Genomic DNA, 24,167 nt, shown 5'->3' on the forward strand with positions numbered 1-24,167 from the left:
ATTAAAAAGTAATGGGATTAAAGTAATAAATACTAAGCTTGTAGTTGATATAAAATTTAATTTAATAAAATGATTTATTTTTATTATTGCTTATTAGTAGTGCGATAAAATAAAACGCTTTAAATTTGTGCACTCTTTTTTTAATCGAAGCTTCATATTTTTCATGAGCAAAGATAGATGTAGATGATAGAATCATGTATTGAGACTCATTGAGGGAGTGGAATTTTTTTTGATATAAATTATTAATATTTAAATAGATTAATAGTTTTTTTGATAGTTGGGTTTAGCTTGTAATGCGCCGAAAGGATGATGTTCTGTAGATATTTTTATTTTCTCTCCTCATTGAAGGAGGTTGGAAATCTCTAATCGGAGCTTGCCTGGATTGATTTATTTAATTTCCAAATTTTGAAAATATTAATCAATTTTAATTAAGAAATAAGGACATATAAATAATATTTTGATCATTCAAAAATAATATAAATAAAAACCACTATATTGAAATATAGGGTTTCTATTTAAAATTTAATCCATATTTTTAAATTTTAAAATATATTAGACAATATAACGTTTACTTAATCCCCACTCGGCTAAGATTCGACGATAGGTCGTTGAAGAGCGATCTGCTTCAAAATGCGCTTCCATAGAAATATCGAGCGGTAATTCTTCAGGTTTTTGGCTTTCTACCATGTCCTGATCTTCGGCAAAAATTTGTGCATTGAAGTCATATACCGCCTGTAAATCTCCTGTGGTATCGAAGTTGCGTGTCAGTGGTACAAATAAACGGGTTTTATTGTGTGAGACCGGACAACAGGCATTGAGAATTTTTAATTGTCCCTGTTCTGGGAAATGTACGGTTAGCACCGCAGAAAACGGTGGATAGACATCAAATACACGTTTCCACAAAAAGCCTTCCGGTGCCAGATCTTGCATACCATGTGGATAGTTGCTGACACTGCTAACATATTCGGTATGCAGGCCGTAATCTGTACGTGCTGTCGTGTATTTGGGTACAACCTGATTTTCAGGATCTGCGAAAGAACCCTGATGAACCCAGGCAAAATGTGCAACATCAATAAAGCCTTCCAGTTGACGGCCACTTGAACCGGCAATATCCACAAACGGCGGTAAAATTGCCTGATGATCTGGCATCTCCCAGGTATCTAAAACAGGGAAATTGGCTTTTGCTTCGTCACGGCCAAAAATACTGGTCCAGATCAAGCCATATTTTTGCACTACTGGAAATTTGGTCAGAGAAAAGCGCTCAGAAATGTTGGTCAGCTCGGGTTGTGCAGGAATTTTGATACATTTTCCCTGGCCATTGTAGTGTAAGCCATGATAAGGACAGACCAGATTTTCACCCGAAACCCAGCCTTTGGTTAAGGGTACGCCCCGGTGTGGACAGAGATCACGGACCAGATGAATATCGCCACTTTCTGTTTTGTACAATGCCAGTTTGACATCAAGCAGGGTTACTTGTTGCGGTTCGGTAGAAACGTCCTGAATCCGTGCAACCGGATACCAGTGACGAGCCAGAATTTCCCAGTCCTGATCATCAAACTGGCTATAGCAGGGTTTGTTGAATAAATTGATGACTGGAATGGCGTTCATATCAAACCTATATTCTTACTGTGGATGGTCTCTTTTTACAGGCCTTGAACAGTACAGAACTGTGCAATTTTGGCTTTGCTTATGATTGAAATTACTGAATTTATTGTCATTCTGTCTATTAGAATGATTCGTACTATTCATTCTTAAAATTAGAACACATCAACCATGTACAAATGTACTTGCCGATTAAAGCTACCTTCTTTGGCATAAAACTCGCATAAACACGTTTATCTCAAATATTGATATAAATAAACGGTGGTACTTGCTTGACTAAATTGATGAATACGCCTTTTTCCCGATTTTCAGAATATTTTATCGCGGTGGCGAAAACGGGAAGTTTACGCAAGGCCGCAGATCAATTATTCATTTCCGTGTCTGCAGTACATCGGCAAATTGCTCTGGCTGAAGAAGAACTGGGAATTATGTTATTTGAGCGCTTGCCCAATGGTTTAAAACTGACACTGGCGGGCGAATTACTCTATGCCGATGTTATAAAATGGCAAAAAGAATTCCAGCAAACCCGGATTCGCTTTGATGAAATTCAGGGGCTTACGCGTGGGACCATCGAATTTGGTTTAATTTCTGCCTTGAATGATGGTTTTGTCATGCAGTCCGTGCAATATATGTATGAACATTATCCCTGGATTAATTTTAATATCCGGGTTGCAGACAGTGAAATTGTAGCCAAAAAAGTGATTGAGGCAGATCTGGATTTTGGCCTGATCCTGAATCCAAAATCCCATCAACATATTGAAGTCCTCTATTTTCTGGAACTGCCTTTAGGTTTTGTGATGGGTAAGTCTCATCCTCTTGCTCAAGCAGAAAAGATTTATTTTTCAGATACCTTGAATGACAACCATTTTATTCCGGCCGAACCCCTGATTATTCATGATTATGTACAGGCATTGTATAAACATCATCAATTTATACCTGCACGTAAAACGGAATCGAATGATATCCGCCTGATGAATACTCTCATTAAGGCGAATTCCGGGATTGGAATTTTTAGTTATCTCGATGTTTTACCGTATGTCGAGCGAGATGAAGTGGTCTTTAAACCTATCTCTGAAAAAGGGCTGCATCCGCTGACCATTGCCTTGTGTGTGGCGCCTAAACGCCAAATTTCACGCGTTTCCCAGTTGATGATTAAACATATGATTGAACAAATGGAAACCTTAAAAAGCAAGGTGCAGCAACTGTAGTATTTTCATACCTAAATAACAAAAACCGCGATAACTAAAATCGCGGTTTCTCGATATGTGATGCTATTAATTAGACTTAATCCAATGGATTACCCACAATATTGCTAATAATGCCTTTCATAATATGTGGGCCTTGTTCTTTCCGTAGGTCTGCATACCAGTCTTTGGTAATTTGCTCATCTTTCATATGCGTGACATCACAACGCTTACGTGCACGTAGCAGCAATTCATTGGCGCGTTCATTGCGTTTATTCTGATAACGTTTCAGGGCATCTTCCAGACCTAGCGTATTAATTTGTAAGGCACGTGCCAGATAGACCGCATCTTCCATTGCTTGGCAACCTCCCTGCCCGATATCCGGTGTGGTGCTATGTGCCGCATCCCCTAAAATTACCACACGGCCCTTATAAAACTGGTTAAAAGGCTCAATATCATGGATTTCGACACGATTGGTTTTCTGCTCATCAATACTGTCAATCAGACATTGAACCTGGGAGCACCAGCCAGAGAAATATTGCTTTAATAAGATCTTATATTCCGAACGTTGATTCTCCAGACCTGCGGGCAATGGCACATCAAAGAAGAAATAAAAGCGCTGGTCTGCCACAGGCATCAGTGAAGCACGTTTGCCTTCACCGACAAACGTGGTCCACTGCTGTGCGGGCGCTAAATCTTCAGAGATCTCAACCAGTCCGTTCCAGTTCACATAGCCAGCATAACGGCGTTCAACCTGTTTGCCCAATACATACTGACGCGTCATGGAATGGGTACCATCTGCGCCAATCAATAATGCTGCAGAAACAGTGCTGCCATCCTGAAAACCGATTTCAACGTGTTGCCCCTTATCCTCAATAGACACCATTCTTTTACCGAGCTGAATATCCTGCCGGCCAAACGCATCCATTAACATATTTTGTAATTCAGCACGCGATACCGGATATGGACGTTGACCGACTTCTTCAATTAACGGCGCCAAACTAAACTGCGTCATGACCTCGCCATTCAAACCATCGATATAGGCTAAGTCATTCATCTGGCCACCTAACTTTGCTACCTGTTCAGTTAAGCCCAGATAGTTCAAACACTTCACCCCGTTTGACCACAAGGAAATTGCAGCACCGACAGGTAAAATCTGTTCTGCCTGCTCATAGATGGTGACCCGATGTCCGAACTTTTTTAGTGCAATTCCTGTGGTTAATCCGCCCATGCCTGCCCCAATAATTGCAATCTCCATCTATTCCTCCTGGCTATTTCATCTTCATTGCCAGCTAAAATGCTAAAAACGTGCCATCCTGAAAAAAATGCACTAAAAAAATAGCAAGAGTTGGCACACGCTGTGCTTTTAAATTCCTTCAATGTCCTGTTTTTATAAAGGCAGAAGACCTAAATTTGTATTTATAAAAGTGCATATTCATGTGACGTATACCAATGATGGAAATTTAAGATGGCGACCTTATTAGCTCCAATTTTTGATCTGCCTGCTCCAGTACAGCAGTTAACTAACCTTGCAGATGCCCGAATTGGCGCAGAAATTCTTGAATGTTCAGATGAGTTTTTTGCTGAAGCAAAACGCATGTTGCAATTTGAGGCACCGGTCTTTATCGAAGACAAGTTTGATGAGCATGGCAAATGGATGGATGGCTGGGAAACCCGTCGCAAGCGCCACACGGGCTATGATTGGGCCATCATTAAACTTGCTGTTGCAGGTCAAATACAGGCACTGGATATTGATACGACTTTTTTTAGCGGTAATTATCCGGCCTCTGCTGCTGTGCAAGCATGTTATGCGCCAGATGGAAATCTTGATCAGGCAGAATGGATCAGCATTATAGAAAATAATCTCTTGGGCCCCAGCCAGCATCATATTGTTCAGATTTCAGCAAAGCAGATATTTACCCATGTCCGTTTGAATATTTATCCTGACGGTGGGATTGCACGTTTTAAGGTCTATGGTCAGGTAAAAATCAATCTGCAAGATAGTGATCAAATGCTAGATGTTTTGGCACTAGAACATGGTGGCCGTGTCGTTGCCTATAGCGATGCGCATTTTGGACATCCACGCAATCTGATTAATCCGGGACGTGGCATTAACATGGGCGATGGCTGGGAAACCAAACGGCGTCGTGCTCCAGGATTTGACTGGTGCATTTTGGCTTTAGGCGCCAGTGCCCGAATCGAGAAAATTGAAATTGATACCGCACATTTTAAGGGAAATTTCCCTGCAGAGGTTTCTATTCAAGCCATCTATGTTGAGGATGCAACCGATGAGCAACTCATTCCACAAAGCATGTTCTGGCCTTTTTTGTTAGCAGCCCAACCTATGCAAATGGATCATATTCATCATTACATCAATGAAATTTTACAACACGAAAAAATTTCCCATATTCGTGTCAACATGATTCCGGACGGTGGCATCAGCCGGATTCGTCTCTGGGGAAAATTGGCTTGAGTGATCAATGATATGTCTATGCAAAGTATAAAAATACAGCCTTTAAGCACTGAAAGTTTTCTGCCTTTTGGAGAAGTCATTGCCTGTCAGGGTAATCATTATTTTCATATCAATGAGCAGCAGACTGAGCGTTATCATGCCCTGGCTGAAGTAGAAAGTGACACCAAGGTCGGACTGAGTATTTTTAGAAATATGCAAGCTACGGCAATTCCTTTTCAAATCTCAATGCTGGAAAGGCATCCTCTAGGATCACAGGCTTTTATTCCGATGCACGGCCAGCAATTTTTAATCGTTGTAGCGCCTGAACTTGATTATACACAGCCCGATATTAGTCAGATTCAGGTATTTATCAGTGATGGTTCTCAAGGGATAAATTATCGTGCCGGAACCTGGCATCATCCATTATTGACCCTTGAAGCACCCAGCGAGTTTGTCGTAGTGGATCGTATAGGTAGCGGATCAAATTGTGATGTTCATCCTTTTCCTGAAAACATCCAGATCGTATTTTAAACGCATTAAAAAAAGCCCTTTTATCAGGGCTTTTAACTTATTTCTTCATCACTTTGCCTAGAAGTGATATTTCACTAAAGCACTGACATTATTTTCATCGGCATTTGGGATACCGAATTTGTTGTTCCAGATAGAATGTTCAATTCCCAGATATAAATTGGTTTCTGGAGAAATGTGTTTACCGACATTCCATTTCCATTGGGTGGTCCAGTTCATCTCGCTGTCATGATCATCCTCTTCTGTTGACCAGTCCAGGAAGCCATCCACCAGGAATTCTTCAGTTCCCAGTTTAATTGGTACGCCATAGGTCAATGTCAACTGGTAATCATCATCAATATTCTCATTATTCACGCGATAAAGATTAATGCTGGCATAACGGAAATATGGAATATCCAGATCAAAACCTACGCCGTAGAGGAAGTTATCAAAACCTTCTCCGCCTTCCCAGGTCGTTGATACCAAGACATCCTTGACCGGACCAAAGGCAAGTTTCTGGCCTGATACTTCTCCCAAGCTTAAACGTGGTGAAAATTCAAAATAACTTGATTTAAAGTCATCTGCGCCGCGCATACGGTCAATGAAGAAGAAGACATCTGCATATTTTACTTTTGCCGTATATTCAAAGGTCGCAGTCGCCTGTTTCTCATCGACCACCTCATAGTTTTCTCCATAAAGTCCGGTGACACTGAAGTCTTGCCAGATCGGTTTTGCCTGTGCGGATGCCGCACCCAATACAAGTAATGTTGCAGCAGTAAGTTGAGTGAATTTCATAAATAAGGGTCCCCAATGGAATGAAAGAATCACATTCTGAATTAAGCAAAAACAAAGCCAACATTTTTAATTTTTGATAAAAAAAACAGCCCATTTTCTGGACTGTTTTCATCCTGGTTTAAATTTTCTAATGTGGAATCTTTGCCACAATTTCTGTAGTCGCTGTGCTTTTATTTTTAAATAGGTTCAGATGATTGAACAACAGGTTGAGTAAAATGGCCATTAAGCAGGTTGAGCTAATCCCCGAATGAAACAAGGTTTGCACCCATTTTGGAAAGTTGGCATAAAAGGAATGATCAATAATGGGAATCATGCCGGCTGCAATAGCCGTCGCAACAATGATAAGATTTTTTTGCTCGTTATAATCAATTTTAGCCAAGGTACGAATCCCGCTTGCAGCGACTGTTCCAAAAAGTACCAGACCTGCACCACCTAATACCGGTACAGGAATGGCAGCAATCAAACGTCCCATAATTGGCAGTAAACCCAACACGACTAAAATCATGCCCCCAGCTGCGACCACAAAGCGGCTTTTAATTCCGGTAATCGCCACCAAGCCGACATTTTGCGCAAAAGCACTTTGCATAAATGAACCAAAAACCGGTGCCATCGCACTCGATAACATATCGGCACGCAAGCCATTCGAGATACGATCCGCATCCACTTTGGTACCTACAATCTCACCCACTGCAATGATATCTGCTGTGGTTTCGGTCATAATCACTAGCGTAACGATAAGCATGGAAATGATGGCAGTGAGCTCAAAAGTCGGTAGTCCAAAGGCGAAGAAGCTGGGTACCTGAATCCATGTTCCATTCGCAACTTTAGAGAAATCACCAAAACCGAATAAATAGGCCAGTACTGAACCTAAAACAATTGCTAGAAGAATAGACAAGCGACGGATAGCGGCCTGTCGGCTCAAATTCAGGCAAATTACTAAAGCCAAGGTCATCAATGCCAGACCAATATTCTCGACACTTCCCCATTCTGGTGCCTTGGGATTGCCGCCCATCATCCAGCGGACTGCCACCGGCAATAAAGACAAACCAATGATAGTAATGACGCAACCGGTCACGACTGGTGGAAAGAAACGGATAATTTTGGAAAAATAAGGTGCGAGGAAAAAACCGATCAATGATGCGACAATGACTGCACCGTAGACGGCTTGCAAACCACCGCCTGTAGTCACAATCGCCACCATCGTTGCGACACCGGCAAAAGAAACCCCTTGCACCAAAGGTAGTTTTGCACCGATATATTTCACCCCAACGGTTTGCAAAATTGTGGCTAAACCACCGACAAATAGCGCCGCCGCAATCAATAATCCAATTTGATAAGCTTCTAGGCCGGCTGCTGTTCCCACGATTAAAGGTGGTGCAATAATTCCACCATACATGGTCAGTACGTGTTGCAAACCATAAGCTGCACTTTTCCCCGCACCTAAATATTCATGTTCAGGTGATATTGTTTTACTTTGTTCTGTCATTTTTCTCACCCTCAAAGTCTAAATATAAAATCAGCTTCCGCGATATGTGGAGTACGCGAATGGGCTGATCAGTAAAGGAATATGAAAATGCTGGGACGCATCTTTCACATAAAAATGAATAACTGCTTTAGGAAAAAAAGTTTCTAAACCCGAATTTTCAAAATAGGCAGATGTAAAGAACTCAAGACTATAGGCACCCGCTTTAAACTCGGTCATGCCGAAATCACTGACGCGGCCGTCTGCATTGGTTTTTGCTTCCCTAATCAGGCGACCGTCTTCAGCAAAAAGTCGAATGACCACGTCTGTCGCAGGTTTTCCCAGATGTGTATCTAAAATATGCGTGCTAATCATGCATGAAGCTCCTGAGCCAGTCGTGACAAGGCAATTTCTGCCAGTTGATGATGGACAATACGTTTCTCAATCTCTGGATCATTCAGCAAACGATAGTTCAGGGCTTGAAGGACGTCTTCACTGCTCAATCCAGCGGCTTTGATCAGAAAGATAAACCCATATTTTTTCTCATAGGCAAGATTGCCTTTAAGTAGAGCGAGCTGGGTATCTTTATCTGCTGTAATACCGGATTGTTCACGATGGGAAAAGTCTTTTTCTATTTCACTTAATTCAGCCTGTGCCTGTTTTTCACCTATACGGGGATGATTATCCAGTGCAGTTTTAATCTCATCCCAACTCCAGGTCGCCGCTTGTTGTTGCGCTGCATTCAAAATATCCTCAAGCGATGCATAAGGACGTTTTGCGGCAAGCTCGGTCGACCAGCTGGGTATTTGCACACAGTGCTTTAAAAAGGTCTTCGCATCTTCTGCTGATGCTTGATTAAATTCAACAAGTTGCACTCTTCAATCGCCTGATTATATTGCTTGGTTATTTAAAACTGGTTTTGCAATAACAGTGCCAAAGCTGAATTTTTATGATTTTCATAAACTACATGACTCAAAAAAGAGCATTAAACTGATCTTTTCCAATATATTTTATGATTATGGCGCATGATGTTGATACCAGTGCTCGGCAATATCCCCACGGCGGCAAATCCACACTTTGTCATGATTTTGAATGTAGTCCAGAAACTTTTGCAGGGCTTTAAAACGTCCCGGCCGTCCTAAAATACGGCAGTGCATGCCAATCGACAGCATTTTTGGCGCAGTTTCACCTTCGGCATAGAGCACATCAAAAGCATCTTTGAGATATTGATAAAACTGTTCCCCACTATTAAAACCGCCAGGTGAACTGAATTTCATGTCATTGCTATCCAGGCTATAAGGAATAATCAAATGTGGACGTGTTTCCCCCACCTGATTGGTCAAGGTGCTCCAAAATGGCAAGTCATCCCCATAGTAATCAGCGTCATATTTGATTTGAGGAAATTCAGCCAGAAGTTGACGGGTATTCGGACTGTCCCGACCGGTATACCAGCCGATCGGTGCCTCATCAAACAGGCTTTCCAGAACACTGATCGCCTGATCCATATATTGGCGTTCGAGTTCAAGCGGCATGTCCTGATAATGTAGCCAGCGCTGTCCGTGTGAAACCACATCATAATGAGCTGCTTTAATTGCCTCGACCACATAAGGATTACGTATTAAGGCCATGCCGACTCCAAAGATGGTCATTTGCAAACCACGTTTCTGGAACTCCTGATGAATGCGCCAGAAGCCTGCACGTGAACCATATTCGTACATCGAATCCATCGACATATGTTTGTCTGGAAAGCTGGCGGCACTAATGATTTCAGATAAAAACTGTTCTGAACCGGCATCACCATGTTCAATGTGGTTTTCCCCACCTTCTTCATAATTCAGTACAAACTGTACCGCGACACGCGCGCCGTTTGGCCATTGCACTTTTGGTGGTTCGCCATGATAACCAATCAGGTTACGCGAATAAGGTGCATTGCGAATACTGTCGATAAGTTCTTGTCCGCGTAAGTAACTAGTCGTCACATTAATTCCTTGTCGATTCTGAGTAAATGATCAATGGTCTATACGCGTGATAAGCAATTTGTGCGCCAAAGTAGAGCATCGACAGCGCGAAAATAGGCTTAAAAAGATTATTTTTAGGAAGATTTAAGCTTAGAAATATCTCACATCTCAATATTTGCGTGGTTGAACATAAAAAACTGGAAAGACGCTTATTTTGTTTTCAATCGCTGGTCAGTGTTCTGATTTACGCAATCCTATGTCCTGTTAATTGAAATTTCATAGAACACCTTGCTGTTTTATAGTCCAGCTAAAGGTCACGACACAGAACCCATTATGAATACAAATATCGCCACGTTTAGTCCCGACTTACCCGTCCATATGACATTCGAGGAACATGACTGGCACCTCTTGGCTCAGTACTGGTATCCGATTGCACTTGCGCGTGATATTACAGACCAGCCAACAAGTAGCATGCTGCTGGATATGCCTCTGGTGATTTATAAAATGAATGGTGAGTTAGTGGTAGCGAAAGATGCCTGTCCGCATCGCGGTGTACCTTTAAGCTTGGGGAAAAATGACGGCCAAGGTGTGGTGTGTCGTTACCACGGTTTACGCTTTGGCAGTGCAGGTAAATGCAACCGTATTCCTGCACATCCTCAGCATAAAATATCGGAGCGCTTCCATTTGAAAACTTATGCTGCGGTAGAAAAGTATGGTCTGATCTGGTGTTCATTAAGCACTACAAAAGATGCAGAACCTCATATTCCCCATATGCCTTTTTGGGATGATGCTGAGTATCAGCAACTGGTCTGTCCTCAGATAGACATTCAATGTTTTGCAGGAAGACAACTCGAAGGTTTTATTGATGTGGCACATTTTGCCTGGGTGCATCCAGATACTTTTGGCGATCCGGACGATGTAGAAGTCCCTGAGTATAGTACGACAGAAACGGAGGTCGGTTTTAATGCAGATTATATCAGCAGTGTGGGACGTTATCCGATCGGAACCGAGCAGCGTGGTCAGGAAGATTTTAAATGGTTACGTCATTTCGAAGTGAGCCTACCCTTTACTGCAACACTTACGATTCATTTTCCGAATGATGCCAAGCAGGTCATCATGAATGCGGCTTCACCCATGACTGCGCGTTCAACACGACTTTTTGCACCTATTTGCCGCAATTATGATAAAGATTTACCGGTTGAAGATGCCTATGCCTTTAATATGAAAATTTTCGAAGAAGATCGTTTAATTGTAGAAAATCAGAAACCTGAATATTTACCTTTGGACTTATCTTTAGAAGCGCATTTTCCGGCAGATCGAAGCTCGAGTATGTACCGAAAATTACTACGCAAACGGGGATTTAGTCCTTTATTTGCTGCTTAAAAGTTCATTCAAGTGAAAAAGCGATTATAGGTAGTAAGGGTTAGAGATGCTCTGATATTTAAAAATCAATTGGGTTATATCGTGATTTCTAACAGGATACATCTTGTTATATATCCTCATAAGCCTTGTATTCTGGTGAAGATAAGGACTTTTAGAACGATAAAGAACTTTAAGAAGATAAAATTAGTTTTTTATTAAAATAGGTATATAATAAATAAAATCACTTTATTTTACTATTTTAATAAAATTATGGATCAATATTGCACACTGCAGATTTATCAGGAAGATGAATGGCTTGATTGCGCTATTGTTGAGATTGTCGGTCAACAACAGACTGGATGGCAAGCAGCCACGCGAACATCATATTTGTTTGAATACGCTATTTCTTATATGGATTTAAGTGATGGGCATGCGCTTGCCTATCATTTACCGGTGAATGTGCAAAATACGCTTCAATCTACCTGGCCAGCCTTCCTGATGGATTTGTTACCTCAGGGTTATGGCCGTAAAGAATTATTACGTCAGCTTAATTTTTCTGAAAATACCCAAGAACAAGCAGACTGGGCGCTTTTAAAAGCGGGTGCAGGCAATCCGATTGGCAACTTACGGGTGAAAGAGGCTTATGAATGGCTACAGGGGCAGTTTCCTGTTCAGCAGAATCATGGCTTTAGTCTAGACCAAGTCGTAGAACGTCAAGAAAAATTTATTGAATCCTTAGCCTCTTATGGACTTTTTATTGCCGGTTCTTCTGGAATTCAGGGCGAGTGGCCAAAATTACTGCTGACTCAAGGTCACGATGACCTGTTCTATCTGGATCACACGCTGACAGATCATCAGGTCAAGCAGCATTGGCTGGTGAAATTTAGCCGTGGCAGTGATCAGAATTTAGATAAAATTTTGATGCACGAAGCCTTATATATGAAAATTGCCCAGTATCTGGGACTTCGTGTTCATCAGGAACTGGAGCTGCATGGCAAGACTTTATTCATTCCCCGATTCGACCGTAAGGTCAGCGATGGGAAGGTTGAAAGAATTGCCCAGGAAAGTATTGCTTCTCTGGGAGGAAAAGCCGGTTTTGGGGTAAGAATGACCCATAACCAGATCTGTAGCCTGTTGATGCAATGCTGTACTGAACCAAAACAGGAAATCTTTGAATATTTGAAGCGTGATCTTGCCAATGTCGCTTTAGGCAATAAGGACAATCATACCCGTAATACAGCGATTCAACGTTTCAATAATGGAATCATTCGACTAACCCCATTATTTGATTTTGCGCCGATGTGGCTACATCCAGATGGTATTGCCCGAACTACGCGTTGGGAGCGAGATGATCATGGTGGTATGCCAATTTGGCATTCAGTCATTGAACAGATCGCCGAAAGCACGATGATTGATCCAAAAGAAATCAAAGCGGTGTTAATCGAACAATTACCACTTTATCAGGGATTACTCGAGCACATGCAGTATCTGCAATTGGCACCTGAAATTCTGGAAAATAGCCAGTATCGAATTGATAATATTTGCCAACAATTGGAGGAGCTGAATTATGGATAAACGCTTCAAGCCACTGACTCCGATTCAACAGATGCAAAAGAGATTGTCTGTACTTGAAACCGTCAGTAACAATCCTGACTGGCCTTTTCATCAGGTTGCTCGCTTCATTCGTACCGAGTTGCACCTCACACTCAACGATATGGCTAAAATTACCAAGATTGCTCCCCAGACTCTACAGAAAATGGAACAACCTGAAGGCAATCCAACACTCAAGTCTATGCAGAAATTACTGGATGCTTTTGGTTTAAAGTTAGAAATCAGGGTTAAATCCTGATGATAATCTGATGCTTTAATTGATATTTAGGGGAATTTTAGAGAAGAAGAATGACTTAACAACTGAAAATATGCCCTGCTCCAATCTGTTTATTGAGTCCTTGCTCCATCGCAGGAATCCCGGTTTAAATTAAACACGGGATTCACTGGAGGCTGATATTTTCTCATCAGTTTTTTAATGAATAAGTTTACTTTTTAAACATCATTATGAAGAAATATCAACACAGAGATATTTCATTTCAAGGTATTCATCCATACCGAATTTAGACCCTTCACGGCCTAACCCTGATTGCTTGACTCCACCAAATGGCGCAACCTCATTAGAGATGGCTCCGGTATTAATTCCCACCATACCGTATTCTAAGGCTTCACCTACACGCCACTGACGTGCTGTACTTTGGGTAAATACATAGGTAGCCAGACCGAATTCTGTATCGTTCGCCATCTGAATTGCTTCTTCTTCAGTCTTGAAACGGAATAACGGCGCCAACGGTCCAAAAGTTTCTTCTTTTGCCACACGCATCTGCTGGGTAACTTCAGTCAAAAGCGTAGGTTCGAAGAATGTACCGCCCAGATTTGAACGCTGTCCACCGGTTTTCACCTGTGCACCTTTGCTCAATGCATCGGCAATATGTGACTGCACTTTTTCAATCGCAGCCTCATCAATTAATGGACCCTGAGTAGAGGCTTCATCACGGCCATCACCCACTTTCAGCTTGGCAACGGCAGCCACCAGTTTTTCTACCAGTGCATCATAAATACCATCTTGTACATAAATCCGGTTCGCACAAACACAGGTCTGTCCACTGTTCCGGAATTTACTGGCCATGATGCCCTGTACAGCCTGTTCAATATTGGCGTCATCAAAAACCAGAACCGGTGCATTGCCACCAAGTTCTAAAGACAGTTTTTTGATGGTGGGCGCACACTGCTGCATCAGGATACGGCCGACTTGAGTCGAACCGGTAAAGCTTAACTTTTTCACGGTTTCGCTTTCACATAAGACCTGCCCCACTTCAACTGCATCACCACTGACATGCAGCAATACATCTTGTGGTAAACCTGCGCGCAAGGCCAAAACCTCAAGCGCATAGGCGGTTAAAGGCGTTTGTTCAGCCGGTTTAACCAGCATTGAGCAGCCAGCAGCCAGAGCTGGCGCGGCTTTACGGGTAATCATCGCCGCCGGAAAATTCCACGGTGTGATCGCAGCTGTTACCCCAATCGCCTGTTTAATGACCAATAAACGTTGATGGGCAAGCGTTGGCGTCAACACGTCACCATCAATACGGCGCGCCTGCTCGGCAAACCAGCGGATAAAGGAAGCGGCATAACCAATTTCACCACGCGCCTCAGCCAGTGGCTTACCCTGTTCAGCAGTCAGAATCTGAGCCAAAGATTCTTTATGTTCCTGCATCAGATTGAACCAGGCCCAAAGCACATCCGCACGTTCGAGGGCTGTCTTGGTTTTCCAGGCTTTTTGGGCTTGCTGAGAACGAGCTATCAGCTGTTCTACAGATGTCCGGTCATGGGATTTTACCCAGGCCAAAGTGGCTTGGGTTGCTGCATCGTTGACTTCAATATATTCACCCGTGGCAGGCTGATCGAAGCTGATATCAGGATGCTGTAATAAATCTCTATATTGCGCTTGAAGCATGATCATTACTCTTTCATTAGGCTGCAACAGACATTGCAAACCCTTGTTTCAAGATAGCCAATCCCGCACGGAACTGTTCTGCCGGAATCGTGAGCGGGTATAGGAAACGGATTACATTACCATAACGACCGCAGGTCAGGATTAACAGACCATTTTGCATGGCATGGTTTTGTACAGCTTTTGCCTGTTCCGCAGTTTCCAGCTCAACCGCCACCATTGAGCCCAGTGCACGAATATCTTTGACCATGCTAGAAGACATTTTCAGTTCATGTAAAACATCAACCAGTTCTGCGCCTAGATCATTCGCTCTTTCACAAAGACCTTCTTCTTCAATGATATCCAGTACCGCATGGGCAGCCGCAACAGCAACCGGGTTACCGGCATAAGTACCGCCCAATCCACCCGGATTTGGTGCATCCATCACTTCAGCACGACCCACAACGCCTGAAATCGGGAAACCGCCGCCCAGACTCTTTGCCATCGTAATCAGATCTGGCTTGGTCTCATAATAATCCATCGCAAACAGTTTACCTGTACGCGCAAAACCAGACTGTACTTCATCAGCAATCAGTAAAATGCCGTTTTGATCGCATAGCACACGCAAGCGTTTCAGGAATTCTGCAGGCACCACATTAAATCCGCCTTCGCCTTGTACAGGCTCAAGCACAATTGCTGCTACGTCATGCGCAGCAATATCTTCTGCGAAAATGTCTTCAATGCTTTGCATTGCATCATCTACGCTAATGCCTTTGGATTCCACCGGGTAACGGGCATGGAAAACACCACCAGGCATCACCCCAAAGTCGCGTTTATAAGGTGCAGTTTTACCGGTCATGGCCATCGTCATAAATGAACGGCCATGAAAACCATTACCAAAAGTCACAATGCCATGACGGCCAGTATGGGCACGGGCAATTTTAACTGCATTTTCGACAGCTTCAGCACCAGTCGAAAAGAATGAGGTTTTTGCAGCACCTTGGATGGGAGCGCGTGCATTGATACGTTCTGCCAGAGCAACGTAACTCTCGTATGGTACAACCTGATAAGCCGTATGGGTAAATTTGGTTAATTGTTCAGTGACCGCAGCAATAATTTTAGGGTGACGATGGCCAGTATTCAGTACGGCGATCCCGCCCGCAAAGTCGATATATTGATTGCCTTCTGCATCCCAAATGGTCGAGTTTTCTGCTTTCTCTGCGTACCATTGACACATGACCCCAACACCACGTGGTGTCGCCTGCTGTTTACGTGCATTCAGTGCTGAGTGTTTACTGTCCATTTTGTATCCTCATTCTTGATTCATACGTTGTAAATTTTGCTATCCGGATCTTGGGATAGAAATTTGCCAAAGACTGGCTGATATGGTTCATTTTGCGCTTTTATGCGTATGAGACGAGAGCCACTTTGCAGCAGATAGAAGGAGCCAATTGATCTATTTAAAACGAGTAAAATAGTCAAAATATAAAATTATTTTATTCATAAACAATTATTTATATTTGTACTAAAAATTGGCTCCTTTTTGAATAAAGAAGCCAATTTAAAAATCCATTGCAAAAATTTAGGATGGGTAATAATCAACTAAATCCAGTCGGTTTAATCAATTAATCCATGTTGCAAAAACTTCGCTTAACCCGGATAGATCCCTCGTTCCTGACGTGCCATTAAAATACGTTCACAAGCCAGAATATAAGCGGCTGTACGCAAAGAACATCCGGCCTGAACTGCTTTTTGCCATACATCCTGTACCGCATTTTTCATGCTGGCATCCATACGCTGGTTAATCTCTTCCTCGGTCCAGAAGTAGCTGGCCAAATCCTGAACCCATTCAAAATAGCTGACCGTCACGCCACCCGCATTGCAGATTACGTCTGGCACCACGGTAATATGACGCTCACTCAGAATTTCATCGGCCTCAGTCAATGTTGGACCATTGGCACCTTCTAGAATCATTTTGGTCTGAATATTTTGCGCGACCTGAGTATTAATCACACCTTCCAGCGCTGCCGGAATAAAGACTTCGGCGGGAATGGTCCAGAAAGCTGATGCAGAAATTTCATCGTTGGTAGAAAATCCCTGAATTTTATGGTGGGTATTTGAGTATTCAAGCAGCTTTTTAATATCAATTCCCTGTTCCTGATACAGAGTGGCAGAATGGTCCTGAACACAGATCACTTTGCTGCCATTTTCCTGGAAAAGCAGCGCAGCTTCACTACCGACATTACCGAAACCCTGTACACAGACCCGGGCATTTTTTAAATCCAGACCAATTTGCTGGGCAACTTCACGACCGCTAATAAACACACCACGGCCTGTGGCTTTACTACGGCCTAAAGAACCCCCTAAATGCACCGGCTTTCCGGTCACTACACCGGTAATCGTAGAACCCGCATTCATGGAAAAGGTGTCCATCATCCAGGCCATGATTTGCGGATTGGTTCCTACATCCGGTGCCGGAATATCTTTTTGCGGCCCAATAATTAAATTGATTTCTGCCGTATAACGTCGGGTCAAGCGTTCCAGTTCGCGCTTGGAAAGCTGGCTCGGATCAACTCGCACACCGCCTTTGGCACCGCCAAAAGGTAAATTTAGAGCAGCACATTTGATCGTCATCCAGGCCGACAGAGCCATCACCTCATCTAAATTGACATCTGGATGAAAACGCACGCCGCCTTTGCCTGGACCGCGAGTTAAATTGTGCTGAACACGATAGCCTTCAAAATGCTGAACCGTACCATCATCCATGATGACCGGAACATCGACAATCAAACTGCGCTTTGGGCGTCGCAGCATGTCCAGTCGTTCACTCAGCTCACCCAGATAAGGCGCTACTTTATCCAGTTGCTTAAGATAATTGTTCCAGGCCGTTGTACCTTGCTCGGTGTAGGTCAATCCTTTCATCATCATGTTCATTCTATGATCCTTTTGTTATATGCAGTCGTATGTCCTGGCGGCTGCAACACATCTCTATTCGGCTGTTATGGCAATCATTGCTTGATTCAGGTCTTAGTTCAGCGAGCTCCAAACAAAATCAGTGTCTGGATTTTTCGCTTTAGTTTTAATCGGTATCTGTGTATATTGCCTGCCCGCCTGTATGCTCGCATTCAAGCCGCAGGTACATGATCAAAACGCATACAAGACACTTTACAATGACTGCCTGATCAGACTATTTTGCACCTAGCAATACCGCTCTCACGAGAGCCATTTCAAATTTGTAGGAGAGAGCCAATTGCGTAGCTTGCTTGGAGATTATTTACTGCAGCGATTGCAGCAAGATGTCACAGGAACATTACAGATGCGACTGTTCCGCTGCTTGCGTAACGCGATTATTGATAGCGTATTGGCTCCCAAAACCCGCTTGCCTGCATCGCGTGATCTGGCCAAAGAAATTCAGGTATCACGTAATACGGTTTTAAATGCCTATGAACAGTTACAGGCACAAGGTTATGTTGATGCGCGTACCGGCCAAGGTACCTGGGTGGTAGAGAAATTACCTGAATCCTTTTTGGTGAAGGTAGAACAAAGCTCTCCTGCGGTTGCGGAAAAAAAAGCGCAGCAAAATTATAATCTGTCGCAACGCGGTTCTTACTTACTCGGCTATTCAGCAGCTTCGCCTTATCAATGGGGAGCCTTTGTACCGGGCGCACCCGATGTGACCGAATTTCCGCATCATATTTTCAGCAAAATCCAGACGCGTTTGAGCCGTGAACCTCAAGTCAACAACCTGATTTACAGTAATGCCGGTGGCTCTCTGGAACTGCGTCAGGAGCTGGCAGAATATCTGAAAATTGCCCGTTCAGTCCAGTGCGATGCTGATCAGATCATTATTACCGAAGGCACCCATCAGGCGATTGACCTGGTATCGCGTACGTTAAGCGACATAGGCGATGAAGTCTGGATCGAAGATCCGGCCTATTGGGGCGCGCGTAATATTTTACGAATTAATGGCGTCAATCTGCGTTCCTTACCGGTCGATCAGGAAGGGATTATTCCCGATCTGCATCCCAAGAAACCGCCTAAGCTGATTTTTGTGACGCCTTCGCATCAATATCCCTTAGGTTCACATTTAAGTTTGGAACGGCGCAAACAGTTAATTGCACTCGCACGCCAACACAATAGCTGGATTGTTGAAGATGATTATGACAGTGAGTTCAGGTTCTCGGGCCAGCCCTATCCTTCTTTACAAGGTTTGGAGCCGGATTCTCCGGTGATTTATATGGGGACGTTTAGTAAGACCATTTATCCGGCTCTGCGCATTGGCTATTTAGTGGTACCAAAACAGCTGTTTTCTTCGTTGCGAATTGTGGCCTCGGAACTTTATCGTGGTGGTCACTTAATCGATCAGCAAACACTGGCTGAATTTATCCGTGAAGGACATTATGAGGCGCATATCCGACGGATGCGTTTATTGTATGGCAAACGCCACGCTTTTTTAATTGACCTGATTCGCCGACATTTAGGTGAAGATTTTCTGCATGAATACAATACCGCCGCCGGTTTGCATCTGATTTTAAAATTGCCGAGCAGCAGTGATGATGTCTTGATTGCATCCAAAGCGCTTGAACTGGGAATCAAGGTCAGAGCCTTATCGCAATACTATACCAAACATTATTCCACCCGGCAGAAAGGATTATTACTGGGCTTTGCCTGTGTGAGTGAACAGGAAATTCTGGTGGCTTTCGGGATATTGTTAAAGTGCTTGCGCGAGCATGGGATCCGCACTTTAACTTAGTAAAAACTTAAGGATCAATACAATTATATTTTTAAAATCAAAAAGCTTTTATTTATTTTTAAGAGAAAAGTAAAAGCTGCTGTTAGCCTGATATTTTAGGTAGGCTTTATTTTTCTGTAAATATGGCCTGCTTATATTTTTTATCTCTTAAGCCAATTGGCTCCTTTGAATTGCTCAAAAATGGCTCTCGTCACTTTATAACAAAAAAGAGAAATTAACCGCATACATGAACAGCATGTAACCGTACTTTAATCAAAGTGTGATCCTGTCTATAGGGCTACAAGGATTTATTTTATTAAGATTAACTTAATATTGGTCAAGCACTGATGAATTCGGTTACAGTTTCAAAGGATAAGATAGCGTAAGCCAAATAAGGAATTTTATTGCCGCTACGCTATTGATATTAAGGGAAATTATATGGCAGAACATCAACATTTCTCCAATTCCGAATCATCAAACGGCTTAAAAAACGGACTTAAATCACGCCATCTCACCATGATTTCAATTGCCGGTGTCATTGGTGGAGCACTCTTTGTCGGCTCCGGTAATGTCATCTATTCTGCAGGACCGGCTGCACTCATTGCCTATACTCTAGGTGGAATATTAGTTTTACTCATCATGCGTATGCTGGGAGAAATGGCGGTACTGAATCCCGACAGTGGTTCATTTTCAACCTATGCGGATCGTGGAATCGGGCGCTGGGCTGGATTTTCTATCGGCTGGTTATACTGGTCTTTCTGGACGTTGCTCATGGGCTGGGAAGCCTTTGTTGCCGGGAAAATCCTAAATAGCTGGTTTCCATTTATCCCGATCTGGGGCTATATGCTTCTGGTCACTGTAGCACTGGTCTGGATTAATCTCCGTGACGTAAAAAACTTTGGTGAATTCGAGTTCTGGTTTGCCCTGATCAAAGTTATTGCCATTGTAATGTTTCTGGTGTTTGGTAGTTTGGCCGTGATGCACCTGTGGCCTTGGGGCGATGCCTCTATGCTCGGTGGTACAACTCATCTAACCGCTCAAGGCTTTATGCCCAATGGGTTTTCATCGGTGATCACGGCCTTATTGGGTGTAATGTTTGCTTATATGGGAGCAGAGATTGTCACCGTAGCAGCAGCTGAAACCAAAGATCCAGCCAAGGAAATTCGTAAGGCCGCTAATTCAATTGTATGGCGTATCATTTTATTCTATGTCGGTTCAATGTTGATTACGGTTTGCCTGATTCCGCACAATAATCCTTTATTGAAAGATCCGACTTGGGGTACGTATAGCGTGGCCCTTACCGCACTCGGTATTCCGGAAGCGCGCCATATTGTTAATTTTGTCGTGCTCACCTCGGTATGTAGCTGCTTTAACTCCGCACTTTATACCTGTTCACGCATGGTCTATTCCCTCTCGAAACGTGGAGATGCACCAAAGAGTTTTGGTTTAACCAACCGTAATAACAGCCCATGGGTAGGTGTGATCTTTTCAAGCCTGTTTTCTTTCGTGGCGATCTATCTGACCGCCACCGAAAGTATGAATATTTATGATGTCTTGATGTTAGCGACGGGTACCGTATCTTTATATGTCTATCTGGCGATTGCCATTTCTCAGCTTAAGTTACGCAAAAAACTGGAAGCTGAAGGGCAAAATATTCCATTCAAGATGTGGTTATTCCCATGGTTAACTTATCTGGTCATTATCTTTATTGTCGGTGCTTTAATTACCATGATTATTGAAGGAACCTATTTTAAAGAAGTGGTTTATACCAGTGTGCTTGCATTATTTATTGTGGGCTTAGGCATTTGCGCACAAAAATTCAATTGGGGTAAAACCTCAGCCAAAAAGGAAAAGGCAGCACAGGCTAGAATTAATTTAAGTGATAATCTTTAATTTATTTCTATAGAAATTTTTCAAATACATCAGAATGAATACATGGAGAGTTAAAAAACTCTCCATTTTTCTTATATATTCCCAGAAAAAGATGCTTATCTATGTCTAGATTTTAAATCTCCGTTGATACCTCACCTTTCCTAATCAAATTTCACCTTTCAAGACCACCTTAGCTATTTAAGTGTAGCCAGAAGCTGTTTCATCAGCTTTTTCTGCTCTGATTACTCAACCTGATCCGTTTCAACGAATAATTGATAAATCTCGAATACATTCTGTTATGAAATGTTGAGTCCAGCCTCATTTTGCCTAAAAGCTTCTAATATATTTTTTCTTATATGGCCACAATCATTGGAATTGGAAAAGATATGAATCATTATCCTGAAACCCCAGCTTCAACTGAAACACAAGACCATCAACCGGGTGTACAAACCAAAATGGACCCTGCACCGGAAATTATTAAACCGCATTATAAAGGCAGCGAAAAATTAAAAGGTAAAGTTGCCTTGATTACTGGTGGTGATAGCGGAATTGGCCGCTCTGTATCGGTCTTATTTGCCCGCGAAGGTGCAGATATCGCCATTTGCTATCTGGATGAAGATCAGGATGCACGGGACACCAAAAAAATGGTGGAAGATGAAGGCCGCCGTTGTCTGCTGATTCAATGTGATTTACAAGATCAAGATGAAATCAAGAAAATGGTGGAACAGATCCTTCAGGAATTTAAAACAATCAATATTCTGGTCAATAATGCCGGGGTTCAATACCCGCAAGAAAGTATTAGCGATATCTCGCCTGAGCAATTACATAAAACATTTAATGTGAATATTCTGTCGATGTTCCACCTGACTCAGGCGGTGATTCCACATATGCAAGAAGGTGACAGCATTATCAATACGACAAGTATTACCAGTTATCACGGACATGATCAGCTGATTGACTATGCCAGTACCAAAGGGGCCATCACTACATTTACCCGAAGCCTTTCCACCAATTTATTAAAAAATAAAACGGGCATTCGCGTCAATGGAGTCGCGCCAGGTCCTATCTGGACACCACTCATTCCGAGCAGCTTTGATGAAGAGCAGCTTAAAGATTTTGGTAAAAGTACCCCAATGGGCCGCATGGGCCAGCCAAGTGAAGTAGCACCGGCGTATTTATTTCTGGCCAGTGAAGAAGCTAGCTATATTTCAGGTCAGGTGATTCATGTGAATGGCGGCAGTATTATTAACGGCTAATCGGACAAAGAAGATAGCGGTTCTAGTTGACCGTTATCTTCATCTATTTAATCTTTAGATTTTCATATTTTTTAAAAATTTTGTTTTTATAAAATGATTCCAACAAATACTTACCCTCGTAAAAATAAGCTCTTGTTATAGTAATTTCAGCCAAACCTGATGAGGATATTAAGATGCCTAGAGGTGACAAATCAGCCTATACCGATAAACAGAAACGGCAGGCCCAACATATTGAAGAAAGCGAAAAAGAACGTGGTCGTTCTGAGGAAGAAGCCGAACGTATTGCCTGGTCGACGGTCAATAAACAAGACGGCGGTGGCAAGAAAAAGAAAACGTCCCACTAAGCAGAATTCATACTGATGACGCTATAGGACACCTATAAAGACCCTTTATAATTTACTTATAGAGGGTCTTTTACCATCAAGTTTAAGTGATATTTTCGATACGCTGCTGAGTCCAAACTGGCCAGATCTTTTGCAAGGTCTTTTCAAATTTTGCATTCTCAGTTCGCCATTTTGGATTTTTGTCCTTATCAATAATCAGCGCACGAACGCCTTCAATAAAGTCGCCCTGCTCTAACCAGACATCTTGCAAGTCGCGTTCTAACTGCATGCATTTTTCTAGCGACAAATTCTGTCCAGCTTGCTGTAACTTCAAGCTGGTTTGCTTGGCCATGACCGGACGTTGCTGCAAAATTGCCAGCATTTTATTGGCCCAGTCCTGATCAGTTGAATTACTTGTATGAGCAAGACTCTGTTCAATCTCCTCGAGGTTTGGATAGCCGAAATGCTGATTAATCAGATCTGCACGTTTTTGTAGCTCACTTTCTACCGGATGCGTAATATAGGAACTAATGATCTTTTGAATCTCAAGCGAGTTTAATACCGGCGCTGCAATCAATGCCGCTTCCAGTTCAGCAAAACGCTCACTCGGCACATGATAATCCACCAGATCCAGATATAGCGCATCACTGCTGCTGATCTGTTCCCCGGTCAAAGCCATATAGACACCGACTTCATCTAGTCGGGACAAAAAATGTGTTGCACCGACATCCGGGAAAAAACCAATCGCAGTTTCGGGCATGGCAAAACGTGATTTTTCACTCGTAACTTTGATATGACAGGCTTGAGCCAGTCCAAAGCCTCCACCCAGTACATAGCCATCCATCATCACGATCACAGCCTTTGGAAAATTACGCAAGGTGCTCAGCATCTTATATTCAGTGGCAAAAAAATCCTGATATTGGGTATTGCCTGCCTGATAGCTGTCGTACAGATATCGGATATCGCCTCCGGCACAGAACGCCTTGGGACTGTTGGAATTGATCAGGATGGCTTGCACTTTTGGATCATGGTGCCACTGCTCTAATTGCGCCTGAATGCCTTGAATCATCGGCAGGGTTAAGGCATTTAAATGGCTGGTGCGGTCCAGGCTGATAATGCCCAGACTTCCTGCGACCCGTATCGCTAAATTATTTTCATCACTCATTTTATTTTCCTATTTTTGT

General features: G+C 42.8%; 21 protein-coding genes. 10 read left to right on the forward strand and 11 right to left on the reverse strand.

Annotation, left to right across the window (positions count from 1 at the left end):
- Positions 1-552: 552 nt before the first annotated feature.
- The gene (locus FTT86_RS04770; RefSeq protein WP_180180695.1) at positions 553-1,608 is read right to left on the reverse strand and encodes an aromatic ring-hydroxylating dioxygenase subunit alpha; all 1,056 of its coding nucleotides are present in this window, start codon (positions 1,606-1,608) and stop codon (positions 553-555) included.
- Positions 1,609-1,886: 278 nt separating this feature from the next.
- Between FTT86_RS04770 and FTT86_RS04775 the strand changes: the two genes are divergently transcribed.
- Positions 1,887-2,810 (forward strand): LysR family transcriptional regulator, encoded by a 924-nt coding sequence (locus tag FTT86_RS04775; RefSeq protein ID WP_180180765.1) that lies wholly within the window; start codon positions 1,887-1,889, stop codon positions 2,808-2,810.
- 76 nt (positions 2,811-2,886) lie between these two features.
- Here the strand turns inward: FTT86_RS04775 and hpxO are convergent, their stop codons facing one another.
- Complete coding sequence (gene hpxO / locus FTT86_RS04780; protein ID WP_180180696.1) at positions 2,887-4,044, reverse strand: FAD-dependent urate hydroxylase HpxO; 1,158 nt, start codon at positions 4,042-4,044, stop codon at positions 2,887-2,889.
- Positions 4,045-4,254: 210 nt separating this feature from the next.
- Between hpxO and alc the strand changes: the two genes are divergently transcribed.
- Together alc and FTT86_RS04790 are read left to right on the forward strand one after the other, a co-directional pair.
- Complete coding sequence (alc, locus tag FTT86_RS04785) at positions 4,255-5,259, forward strand: allantoicase (RefSeq protein WP_180180697.1); 1,005 nt, start codon at positions 4,255-4,257, stop codon at positions 5,257-5,259.
- 12 nt (positions 5,260-5,271) lie between these two features.
- The gene (locus tag FTT86_RS04790; RefSeq protein ID WP_004646920.1) at positions 5,272-5,769 is read left to right on the forward strand and encodes an ureidoglycolate lyase; all 498 of its coding nucleotides are present in this window, start codon (positions 5,272-5,274) and stop codon (positions 5,767-5,769) included.
- Between the two features lie 57 nt (positions 5,770-5,826).
- Here the strand turns inward: FTT86_RS04790 and FTT86_RS04795 are convergent, their stop codons facing one another.
- From FTT86_RS04795 to puuE, 5 genes are all read right to left on the reverse strand, one after another.
- The gene (locus FTT86_RS04795; RefSeq protein WP_180087031.1) at positions 5,827-6,540 is read right to left on the reverse strand and encodes an outer membrane protein OmpK; all 714 of its coding nucleotides are present in this window, start codon (positions 6,538-6,540) and stop codon (positions 5,827-5,829) included.
- A 127-nt stretch (positions 6,541-6,667) separates the two neighbouring features.
- A complete protein-coding gene (locus FTT86_RS04800; RefSeq protein WP_180180698.1) occupies positions 6,668-8,026 on the reverse strand; it encodes a nucleobase:cation symporter-2 family protein in 1,359 nt (452 codons plus the stop codon).
- A gap of 30 nt (positions 8,027-8,056) precedes the next feature.
- Positions 8,057-8,377, reverse strand: coding sequence for a hydroxyisourate hydrolase (uraH, locus tag FTT86_RS04805; protein WP_004646924.1), 321 nt, complete (start codon positions 8,375-8,377; stop codon positions 8,057-8,059).
- Positions 8,374-8,877 carry a 2-oxo-4-hydroxy-4-carboxy-5-ureidoimidazoline decarboxylase gene (gene uraD, locus FTT86_RS04810; protein WP_180180699.1) on the reverse strand — a complete coding sequence of 168 codons (504 nt, stop codon included), beginning with the start codon at positions 8,875-8,877 and terminating at the stop codon, positions 8,374-8,376. Before uraD ends, uraH begins: the two co-directional genes overlap by 4 nt.
- Positions 8,878-9,018: 141 nt before the next feature.
- Complete coding sequence (puuE, locus tag FTT86_RS04815; RefSeq protein WP_180180700.1) at positions 9,019-9,981, reverse strand: allantoinase PuuE; 963 nt, start codon at positions 9,979-9,981, stop codon at positions 9,019-9,021.
- A 312-nt stretch (positions 9,982-10,293) separates the two neighbouring features.
- Between puuE and FTT86_RS04820 the strand changes: the two genes are divergently transcribed.
- The 3 genes from FTT86_RS04820 (at position 10,294) to FTT86_RS04830 (ending at position 13,171) form a co-directional block, all read left to right on the forward strand.
- Positions 10,294-11,343: an aromatic ring-hydroxylating dioxygenase subunit alpha gene (locus FTT86_RS04820; protein ID WP_180180701.1), complete on the forward strand. Its 1,050-nt coding sequence runs from the start codon at positions 10,294-10,296 to the stop codon at positions 11,341-11,343.
- A 249-nt stretch (positions 11,344-11,592) separates the two neighbouring features.
- The gene (locus FTT86_RS04825; protein ID WP_180180702.1) at positions 11,593-12,897 is read left to right on the forward strand and encodes a type II toxin-antitoxin system HipA family toxin; all 1,305 of its coding nucleotides are present in this window, start codon (positions 11,593-11,595) and stop codon (positions 12,895-12,897) included.
- Positions 12,890-13,171 (forward strand): helix-turn-helix domain-containing protein, encoded by a 282-nt coding sequence (locus FTT86_RS04830; protein WP_004280265.1) that lies wholly within the window; start codon positions 12,890-12,892, stop codon positions 13,169-13,171. Before FTT86_RS04825 ends, FTT86_RS04830 begins: the two co-directional genes overlap by 8 nt.
- Before the next feature lie 204 nt (positions 13,172-13,375).
- On the opposite strand, the gene FTT86_RS04835 is transcribed toward FTT86_RS04830, so the two are convergent.
- From FTT86_RS04835 to FTT86_RS04845, 3 genes are all read right to left on the reverse strand, one after another.
- Positions 13,376-14,824: an NAD-dependent succinate-semialdehyde dehydrogenase gene (locus FTT86_RS04835; protein ID WP_180180766.1), complete on the reverse strand. Its 1,449-nt coding sequence runs from the start codon at positions 14,822-14,824 to the stop codon at positions 13,376-13,378.
- A gap of 16 nt (positions 14,825-14,840) precedes the next feature.
- Entirely contained in the window at positions 14,841-16,103 is a 1,263-nt protein-coding gene (gabT, locus tag FTT86_RS04840; RefSeq protein WP_180087025.1) for a 4-aminobutyrate--2-oxoglutarate transaminase, read from the reverse strand.
- 347 nt (positions 16,104-16,450) lie between these two features.
- Complete coding sequence (locus FTT86_RS04845; RefSeq protein ID WP_180087050.1) at positions 16,451-17,722, reverse strand: Glu/Leu/Phe/Val dehydrogenase; 1,272 nt, start codon at positions 17,720-17,722, stop codon at positions 16,451-16,453.
- Positions 17,723-18,050: 328 nt separating this feature from the next.
- Here FTT86_RS04845 and FTT86_RS04850 point away from each other — a divergent pair, with 328 nt between their 5' ends.
- The 4 genes from FTT86_RS04850 (at position 18,051) to FTT86_RS04865 (ending at position 23,004) form a co-directional block, all read left to right on the forward strand.
- Positions 18,051-19,553 (forward strand): PLP-dependent aminotransferase family protein, encoded by a 1,503-nt coding sequence (locus FTT86_RS04850; RefSeq protein WP_180180703.1) that lies wholly within the window; start codon positions 18,051-18,053, stop codon positions 19,551-19,553.
- A gap of 417 nt (positions 19,554-19,970) precedes the next feature.
- A complete protein-coding gene (locus FTT86_RS04855; RefSeq protein ID WP_180180704.1) occupies positions 19,971-21,425 on the forward strand; it encodes an amino acid permease in 1,455 nt (484 codons plus the stop codon).
- Between the two features lie 365 nt (positions 21,426-21,790).
- On the forward strand, positions 21,791-22,660 hold the full coding sequence (locus FTT86_RS04860; RefSeq protein WP_180180705.1) for an SDR family oxidoreductase: 870 nt from the start codon (positions 21,791-21,793) through the stop codon (positions 22,658-22,660).
- A gap of 173 nt (positions 22,661-22,833) precedes the next feature.
- A complete protein-coding gene (locus tag FTT86_RS04865; protein ID WP_180180706.1) occupies positions 22,834-23,004 on the forward strand; it encodes a hypothetical protein in 171 nt (56 codons plus the stop codon).
- 82 nt (positions 23,005-23,086) lie between these two features.
- Here FTT86_RS04865 and FTT86_RS04870 read toward each other — a convergent pair whose 3' ends face one another.
- Positions 23,087-24,148 carry an enoyl-CoA hydratase/isomerase family protein gene (locus FTT86_RS04870; RefSeq protein ID WP_180180707.1) on the reverse strand — a complete coding sequence of 354 codons (1,062 nt, stop codon included), beginning with the start codon at positions 24,146-24,148 and terminating at the stop codon, positions 23,087-23,089.
- Positions 24,149-24,167: the final 19 nt, after the last annotated feature.

This window comes from Acinetobacter sp. YH01021 (genome assembly GCF_013420255.1).
In the GTDB taxonomy this organism is placed as follows: domain Bacteria; phylum Pseudomonadota; class Gammaproteobacteria; order Pseudomonadales; family Moraxellaceae; genus Acinetobacter.

What these genes read in the sequence shown, in the direction of transcription:
- FTT86_RS04770 (WP_180180695.1), bottom strand. Translation starts at nt 1,608, where the DNA reads ATGAACGCCATTCCAGTCATCAATTTATTCAACAAACCCTGCTATAGC.
- FTT86_RS04775 (WP_180180765.1), top strand. Translation starts at nt 1,887, where the DNA reads ATGAATACGCCTTTTTCCCGATTTTCAGAATATTTTATCGCGGTGGCG.
- hpxO (WP_180180696.1), bottom strand. Translation starts at nt 4,044, where the DNA reads ATGGAGATTGCAATTATTGGGGCAGGCATGGGCGGATTAACCACAGGA.
- alc (WP_180180697.1), top strand. Translation starts at nt 4,255, where the DNA reads ATGGCGACCTTATTAGCTCCAATTTTTGATCTGCCTGCTCCAGTACAG.
- FTT86_RS04790 (WP_004646920.1), top strand. Translation starts at nt 5,272, where the DNA reads ATGTCTATGCAAAGTATAAAAATACAGCCTTTAAGCACTGAAAGTTTT.
- FTT86_RS04795 (WP_180087031.1), bottom strand. Translation starts at nt 6,540, where the DNA reads ATGAAATTCACTCAACTTACTGCTGCAACATTACTTGTATTGGGTGCG.
- FTT86_RS04800 (WP_180180698.1), bottom strand. Translation starts at nt 8,026, where the DNA reads ATGACAGAACAAAGTAAAACAATATCACCTGAACATGAATATTTAGGT.
- uraH (WP_004646924.1), bottom strand. Translation starts at nt 8,377, where the DNA reads ATGATTAGCACGCATATTTTAGATACACATCTGGGAAAACCTGCGACA.
- FTT86_RS04820 (WP_180180701.1), top strand. Translation starts at nt 10,294, where the DNA reads ATGAATACAAATATCGCCACGTTTAGTCCCGACTTACCCGTCCATATG.
- FTT86_RS04825 (WP_180180702.1), top strand. Translation starts at nt 11,593, where the DNA reads ATGGATCAATATTGCACACTGCAGATTTATCAGGAAGATGAATGGCTT.
- FTT86_RS04830 (WP_004280265.1), top strand. Translation starts at nt 12,890, where the DNA reads ATGGATAAACGCTTCAAGCCACTGACTCCGATTCAACAGATGCAAAAG.
- FTT86_RS04835 (WP_180180766.1), bottom strand. Translation starts at nt 14,824, where the DNA reads ATGCTTCAAGCGCAATATAGAGATTTATTACAGCATCCTGATATCAGC.
- gabT (WP_180087025.1), bottom strand. Translation starts at nt 16,103, where the DNA reads ATGGACAGTAAACACTCAGCACTGAATGCACGTAAACAGCAGGCGACA.
- FTT86_RS04845 (WP_180087050.1), bottom strand. Translation starts at nt 17,722, where the DNA reads ATGAAAGGATTGACCTACACCGAGCAAGGTACAACGGCCTGGAACAAT.
- FTT86_RS04855 (WP_180180704.1), top strand. Translation starts at nt 19,971, where the DNA reads ATGGCAGAACATCAACATTTCTCCAATTCCGAATCATCAAACGGCTTA.
- FTT86_RS04860 (WP_180180705.1), top strand. Translation starts at nt 21,791, where the DNA reads ATGAATCATTATCCTGAAACCCCAGCTTCAACTGAAACACAAGACCAT.
- FTT86_RS04865 (WP_180180706.1), top strand. Translation starts at nt 22,834, where the DNA reads ATGCCTAGAGGTGACAAATCAGCCTATACCGATAAACAGAAACGGCAG.
- FTT86_RS04870 (WP_180180707.1), bottom strand. Translation starts at nt 24,148, where the DNA reads ATGAGTGATGAAAATAATTTAGCGATACGGGTCGCAGGAAGTCTGGGC.